We start from the raw sequence: 1,870 nt of genomic DNA on the forward strand, positions 1-1,870 counted from the left end.
TGACGAGGCCACCCTGAAGTCCGACGCGCAGGCGAACGTCTGCGGCGGCGCGGCCCTGCTCGCGTCGTACCAGGCCCAGGCGGAGCGCGACGGCGCTGCGGCGAAGCCCGCCGCCAACGCCGAAGCCGGCACGGCCGACCTGACCGCCTGGGAGGACGCGGTGTCCCGCATGAGCGACATCGAGGGCTTCGCGGCCGGCGTCTTCACGACGCTGCGGCGCGGCGCGGGCACCACCACCCCCGCGGACGGTGCGGTGATCCTCACGGGCAACCCGGACGTCGTCGTGCCGAAGGCCGGGGCGACGAGCGACCCCGGGGCGGACTGCCCCGCCGACCTCGGCTGCGAGTGGCTCCCCGCCCCGTACGAGAAGGCCTCCGCGGACGACCCGGACGGCACCGGGGACTACGGCAACCACGACCAGGCGGACCGCACCGGCGCGGGCGGACCGTCGATCGACTACATCCTGATCCACGACACCGAGACGGCCTACCAGCCGTCGGTCAACCTGGTGCAGGACCCGACCTACCTGGCCTGGAACTACACCCTGCGGTCCTCCGACGGGCACGTGGCCAACCACCTCGACCCGGCCGACGTCGGCTGGCACGCGGGCAACTGGTTCATGAACATGCACTCGATCGGCCTCGAGCACGAGGGCTGGGCCGGCACGGGCTCCTGGTACACGGAGGCGATGTACCAGTCGTCGGCCACGCTGGTGCGCTACCTCGCGGAGGAGCACGACATCCCGCTCGACCGCGCCCACGTCATCGGGCACGACCAGGTGCCGGGCATCCTGCCCGGCTACACCAAGAACGTGCACTGGGACCCGGGCCCCTACTGGGACTGGGACCACTACTTCGAGCTGCTGGGCGCGCCCATCGGTGGCGACCTGGAGGCGACGACGGACGTCGCGCCCGGCGACGTCGTCGAGGTGCGCACGGGCTACGCCGACAACCCGAACACGGTGACGGGCTGCGAGGAGGCCTCGCCGACCTCGGGCGACTGCGTCGAGGGTGCGGGCACCAACTTCCGGTACCTCTACCAGGAACCCTCTCAGGACGCCGCGCTGGCGAAGGACCCGGGCTGGAAGCCGGACGGCGCCGATGGCACCACCTACGCGAGCGACGTGAGCGCGCGCGTGCAGTCGGGGCACAAGCTCGTCGTCGATCGGGTCGAGGGCGACTGGCTCGGCGTGTGGTGGGCCGGCGCGCTGGTCTGGCTGCACAACCCTGCCGACCGGCCGGTGGTCGTGCCGGCGACGGCGCAGACGATCACCGTCGCGGGTGACGCCCCGGCCCCGGTCTTCGGCCGGGCGTACCCGGAGGCGGCCGCCTACGAGGCGCACCCGGAGGTGCCGGTGCAGGACGTCACGCCGATCGAGTACACGGTCGGCGTCGGCCAGACGTACGCCGTGTCCGACGACCACGTGGCCGCCGACTACTACCGGGCGACCACCTTCGACGGCTCGGGGCCGGGCGACCGCACGGTCGTGCGCGGCGACGACGTCTACTACCAGGTGTGGCTGGCGCACCGGCACGTGTACGTCAACGCGGCGGACGTCGAGCTCCACGACCCGGTGGTCGCTGACGTGGCGGGGCCCTCGATCGAGGGCAGGGCCAGGGTGGGCCGGCTCCTGATCGCGGAGCCCGGGACGTACCTGCCGGGCGACGTCGACGTGGCCTACCGCTGGCTGCGTGACGGCGAGCCGGTGCGCTGGGCGACCGGCTCGCGCTACCTGGTGACCGGCCGGGACCGGGGCGCGGAGCTCACGGTCGAGGTGACGGTCTCCGCGGACGGGTACACGTCGGCGTCGTACACCTCGGAGCCGCGGCGCGTGGCGGGCCGCTAGTCGATATAGGCGCGGGGTGTGTTG

At 73.2% G+C, this 1,870-nt stretch carries 1 protein-coding gene; it reads left to right on the forward strand.

Translation table 11 applies throughout. The features are described 5' to 3' along the window. The coding region (locus PROKR_RS15725; protein WP_051433034.1) for an N-acetylmuramoyl-L-alanine amidase at nucleotides 1-1,846 on the forward strand (1,846 nt) is incomplete at its 5' end. Nucleotides 1,847-1,870: the final 24 nt, after the last annotated feature.

Source organism: Promicromonospora kroppenstedtii DSM 19349 (assembly GCF_000515355.1).
GTDB classification, from domain to species: domain Bacteria; phylum Actinomycetota; class Actinomycetes; order Actinomycetales; family Cellulomonadaceae; genus Promicromonospora; species Promicromonospora kroppenstedtii.